Annotated in this window: 4 protein-coding genes, 1 tRNA gene and 1 pseudogene; 4 read left to right on the top strand and 2 right to left on the bottom strand. The window is 46.9% G+C overall.

The window, feature by feature from the left end; translation table 11 throughout:
• The coding region (locus tag ICN24_RS06395) for a tetratricopeptide repeat protein (protein ID WP_216222132.1) at window positions 1-1,561 on the bottom strand (1,561 nt) is incomplete at its 3' end.
• 279 nt (window positions 1,562-1,840) lie between these two features.
• On the bottom strand, window positions 1,841-2,725 hold the full coding sequence (gene thiD, locus ICN24_RS06390; RefSeq protein WP_216222131.1) for a bifunctional hydroxymethylpyrimidine kinase/phosphomethylpyrimidine kinase: 885 nt from the start codon (window positions 2,723-2,725) through the stop codon (window positions 1,841-1,843).
• A 21-nt stretch (window positions 2,726-2,746) separates the two neighbouring features.
• On the opposite strand from thiD, the gene ICN24_RS06385 reads away from it, so the two are divergent.
• The 4 genes and pseudogenes from ICN24_RS06385 to ICN24_RS10360 all read left to right on the top strand — a co-directional run.
• Window positions 2,747-2,822, top strand: a tRNA-Asn gene (locus ICN24_RS06385).
• A gap of 96 nt (window positions 2,823-2,918) precedes the next feature.
• Window positions 2,919-4,238, top strand: a complete 1,320-nt coding sequence (locus ICN24_RS06380; RefSeq protein WP_216222130.1) for a U32 family peptidase — start codon at window positions 2,919-2,921, stop codon at window positions 4,236-4,238.
• 30 nt (window positions 4,239-4,268) lie between these two features.
• Window positions 4,269-4,796 carry a hypothetical protein gene (locus tag ICN24_RS06375; protein WP_216222129.1) on the top strand — a complete coding sequence of 176 codons (528 nt, stop codon included), beginning with the start codon at window positions 4,269-4,271 and terminating at the stop codon, window positions 4,794-4,796.
• A gap of 21 nt (window positions 4,797-4,817) precedes the next feature.
• A pseudogene (locus ICN24_RS10360) lies at window positions 4,818-5,195 on the top strand (hypothetical protein); the annotation flags it as partial.

Below are 5,195 nucleotides of genomic sequence, written 5' to 3'. Positions count from 1 at the left end.
CGGCTGGCAACTGCTGATCAGGAGGCGCTGATAGCAATCCGGTGAGTAGCTCCGATAAGGTGTTGATGCGCTGCTGCAGATCTTGCTCACGGCGCGCTAGGGAGGCTAACTGAGGATCACTGATATTGGCACGGGCGGCGCTCGAGGTTAAAGCGCGCTGCACGCCACTACCCCTGGCTAGATCAGCAATCTGGAATGCTTGGGCAGCTGCTGCCCCTGACGGGTCTGCTTTAGCTTGCTGCGCTAGAGAAGCTAAGTACTCCTCTAAGATAAACGTCATGCGCTGGGTTTGGCGGATGGTCGCTGTTGCGTTCTCGGAATCGTTTCGAGCTTGATCCACCAAGACTGGAACCGATTGCTTGAACTCGCCTAGGGCTTGGGACGATTGGCCGGAGGCTTGCAAGGCAGCAGCATTAAAGGCGCGAATCATTGCTAGGCGTGGGGAGTTTTTATCAAACTTGATTTCATCCTTAGCCAGCATTTGCGAGGTCATTGCCGCAGCTTGGGAGGCTTTACCAGTTTTGACCATGGCCAAAGCCCAATCTAAATCTTGAGCAGAATAGCGAGCAGCAATCTCTGGATCAGACTTAATTCCATCGACCATCTCGGTAAAGACTTTTTCGGCTTGGGTGTATTTGCCGTCGGCGACAAGACTCTTAGCCAAGAACCCTCGTACTTCAGCTACTTTGATGGAGGAGTTTGCAGCACCAGATGCTTGAATAATCTTCAACGCGTTATTGGCGAGCAATACAGACTCAGGTTGGCGACCCTCTTCCGATATGACGCGCGCCAAGGCAAGCAAGGCAGTTGCTGTATAGCGTGAATTTGGGCCCACCCTTTGGATGGCCAGAAGTACGGCCTCTCTCGCCTTTAACTCTGCCTCAATAAATTTACCTTGATTTAGCAATGCGTTAGACCAAGCAATTTGCATTTTGATTAATAACAAATAGGCATTAACTGATTCAAAGGAGTTATCTTCAGGAATGCGTTTTTCGTAATCAATCGAGTTCATGTCTCGATTTTTTAATCCCTCTAAAACCATGCTTAAGTTGTTACTTGCATCCCTAAGCAATACTTCAGCCTCTTTATAACCACCCTCCTTCAACAAAATCTGACCCTCAAGAAAATATTCTCTTGAATTAAATGAGGAAATATTATTAATGTTTCTATTTTGAGATGGGATGTATCTTGCGCTCATCCCTCGTGTAGTTTTCAAGCCCTGCAATGCCTCATTCGCACAAGGTATGTCACCAACTAGCAGGCAATCTTCCCCCAAATCGTAATAAGCACTAATACGCCAACCAAAATAACCAATCAACTTTGCAGTATTTAGGGCTTCGAGGGCTTTGGTGGTATTGCCTAAGGACATCTCCAGGTTGGCATAAAAACGCAACTCATCATTATGGAGATCGGCATTGGTTGAGGGGTACTCTTTAACAACCTTCTTGATATTTTCGAGTACCTTTGGGTCATCACCCAGAACTTCGTACGCTTTTGCGCGTCGATAGTAATACGCATTAAGCTCTTCGGCGTTGGCACCAGTAGGTATTGGTAAAGCCACAACATTTTGCGCCTTATTTTTCAAATTCTCCGGCGTTTTTGTTTGACTTAGAATTCCTAAAATATCTTGAATATTTTTGGGGGGAGCTTTGATGCTGCTTAAGTCAATAGCCTCGTCCGCAATAGCAAGGACGGATGCAAAACAAATCATCAACCCGAAGGAGAACTTTGTAAGTCTACAAAAAAACAGACAAGCAGGATTGAGACGCATATAGGTATAGAGAGGTAATAATAGTTCAAACATTTTGAACGATATTGCACCCTAAAAATAGACTACAAATTAGTAATTACCCTCTTCTTTAGGTAATGCTGTGGGGTAAAAATCATGCATATGCCATAAGGGGCCCGGTCCTTCGCCAATACTCAAGAAACGCCCTGCTTCCAGACCCGCCTCTACATAGGCTATGGCTTTAGCAACGGAATGCTGCAAGTCATGGCCATCGGCCATATAGGTTGCAATGGCAGAAGCTAAGGAGCAGCCTGTTCCATGGGTATTGCTTGTATTGACTCGATAGTGCTTGAACTCTTTTGTTTGGACTACCTCTAGGCCATCTTCAAGTGTGCGCCACATTAAGTAATCAGTAATTTGAGTGTGGGTGCTATCTAAGTGACCGCCTTTAATTAGGACGGCTTGTGGACCCATATCGAGTAATTCTTGTGCGGCTAATTTGAAATCATTTGGCGCAACAATATCTCGACCCAACAATAGGGATGCCTCATCTAAGTTTGGCGTGATTAATGTTGCGATCGGAAATAATTCGGAGATGATGGCTTGAGCAGTGTCATCGCCACCTAAGCTTGCGCCTGACGTGGCTCGCAGCACTGGGTCGAGCACAATCCTTTTTACCCCATGACGTTTTAGTGCCTTGGCTACAGTACGAACAATCTCCGGACTGGCTAGCATGCCAATTTTGACAATATCAGCGCCAATATCGAGCAATACCGCATCTATTTGGGCCTCGACTACATCCAGATCGACATCCTGTATTCGGGTGACTCCCAGAGTATTTTGGGCTGTTATGGCAGTAATAACAGACATGCCATATCCGCCCAAAGCAGTGATAACCTTCAAGTCGGCCTGGAGCCCCGCCCCGCCGCCACTATCGGATCCAGCAATGGTCAGTACTTTGGGGATCTGGACAGAAGTAGGAAGAGTAGATTGCATCTTGCTATAATATCGGCTTATTCCTCGATAGCTCAGTCGGTAGAGCGCCGGACTGTTAATCCGTAGGTCCCTGGTTCGAGCCCAGGTCGAGGAGCCAAATACGAAAAACCACCTTTTTAGGTGGTTTTTCCATTTCTGGCCACAGACTATCAATGAGCCCCCAGAAAAAGCCTTGCCACACTAAAATAGCCCTATGAAGAAGATCCCCGAACTCCTTGCCCCTGCCGGCAGCCTCCAAATGCTCGAAACCGCCTTTGATTTTGGGGCGGATGCGATTTATGCAGGACAACCTCGTTACTCTTTGCGGGTTCGAAATAATGACTTTGGCAAGATTGAAGTTCTTAAACAAGGGATTGATACTGCCCATAACTTAGGTAAGAAGTTTTACTTGGTTTCCAATCTCTTGCCCCATGGTGCTAAGACACGTACTTATATTCGTGACATGTCTCCCGTGGTGGCGCTAGGTCCTGATGCGCTCATCATGTCTGATCCTGGTTTGATCATGATGGCTCGCGAAGCTTGGCCAGATATGCCTATTCACTTATCCGTACAAGCCAACACCGTAAATGGTGCTTCAGCAAAATTCTGGCGCTCTGTTGGCATCAGTCGTGTAATTTTGTCTCGCGAGCTTTCTTTTGATGAGATTGAGGAAGTGCGTCAAGACTGTCCAGAAATGGAATTAGAAGTCTTTGTCCACGGAGCTTTATGTATCGCCTACTCTGGACGTTGCTTGCTTTCTGGATACATGTCCCATCGCGACTCCAATCAAGGCGCCTGTACCAATGCCTGTCGCTGGGACTATAAGGTCAAGCCTGGCCAGCAAGTTTCTAGCGGAGATGTGGTGCTGTTACAAGAAGCGCGTCGCCCGGATGATCTGATGCCCATGGAAGAAGATGAGCATGGAACTTACATCATGAACTCTAAAGATTTGCGTGCAGTTGAGCACATCGAAAGGCTTACAGCCATGGGTGTGGACTCTTTCAAGATTGAGGGTCGCACCAAATCACCCTACTATGTTGCGCGCACTTGTCAGGCATATCGCGCCGCTATCAATGATGCCGTTGCCGGCAAGCCATTTGATACAAACTTACTAGGCAATCTAGAAGGCTTAGCAAATCGTGGTTACACAGATGGTTTTTATGAGCGTCATCACGATAAGGAATACCAGCTCTATATGCGTGGTCATTCTTTATCCGGAAGAAGTCTGTATGTTGGCGAGACTTTAGATGTTGATGCTAGCAGCGGTCGCGTTAAGGTAGATGTGAAGAATCGCTTTTCAGTAGGCGATAAATTGGAAATCATTGAACCATCGGGTAATCAAGATGTGGTGCTTGATGCCATGTGGAATATGAATGGCGAACCCATCACCGTTGCTCCGGGCTCCGGTCATTTTGTCTGGATCAAGGTTGCCCTGAAAGGCAAGAAGGCCTATATCGCTCGCTATACACAAGAACCAGCACCGGCGGAGACTACCTCCTCCTGCTCGAGCGGCGAATCTTGCTGCAACGCTTAATCAAACCCAATGAATTGCTAGATTGCCTTTATGACCTCCGCTACAAACACACCAGTTAAAAAACATACCTTTAAAGAAAAGGTTATAGAAGAAGCCAAAAGCGCTTTAGCGCTAACACTGTATTTTGGCACCTGGTTTTGTGCTTTAACTTTCTTAGCAATGACTACTTTGGATGAGCGCCCTATTCCACTAACGCCTTTTGGAATCGCTTTTATCAAGGCAGCGCTATGCGCTAAATTTATGCTGATTGCACAGGCGATCTTTCCGCCGAAGATGCGACCCAATTACGGCCTCATGCGCTCACTCTTTAATGAATCACTTGTATATCTTTTGGTAGTCATTTTGCTCAACTACCTTGAAGCTGGTGTTGATGGAATGATTCATGGGAAAGAATTTTTAATCTCAATGACTGCCTTTGGGCAATCCAATCCACTCCGGGTCGTTGCTATGTCCTTGGTGTATTGGCTCATTGTCTGGCCGTACCTGGTCTTAATTGGATTGAAATTACGCTTAGGCACTCCAGCCACTATTGATATTCTGTTTGGCTCACAGAAATAATTTGTGTCGCTGTCTTTTGTAATGCCAACCGCTAGATTCTATCGATCGCTAGCGAAATATTTTGTCTCGCTAAGCGCTGTATGCCTGCTGTTCTCACCCGTACTGCATGCACAAGAAATTGAAGCACGCGCTTATTCCAATGCGCCAATAGGAATGAACTTCCTGACAGGTGGAATAGCACAAGCCAAAAGTGGTTCCTACACCTTGGTCACAGAAGCGGTTAGCCTGACCCATGTTATTGATGTCGCTGGGCAATCCGGCAGACTCACGATGACGGTGCCCTATGCCGAGCTGTCTGGTCTTGGTCGTGCTGGTGGTCAAACAATCAATGCCTCTGCCGAAGGTCTCTCGGACCCAATGATTAAGGCATCGGTCAACCTGTATGGAGCCCCCGCATTA

The organism is Polynucleobacter sp. UK-Kesae-W10, from assembly GCF_018881575.1.
GTDB lineage: Bacteria > Pseudomonadota > Gammaproteobacteria > Burkholderiales > Burkholderiaceae > Polynucleobacter.
This window is presented reverse-complemented; position numbering and strand designations above follow the sequence as displayed.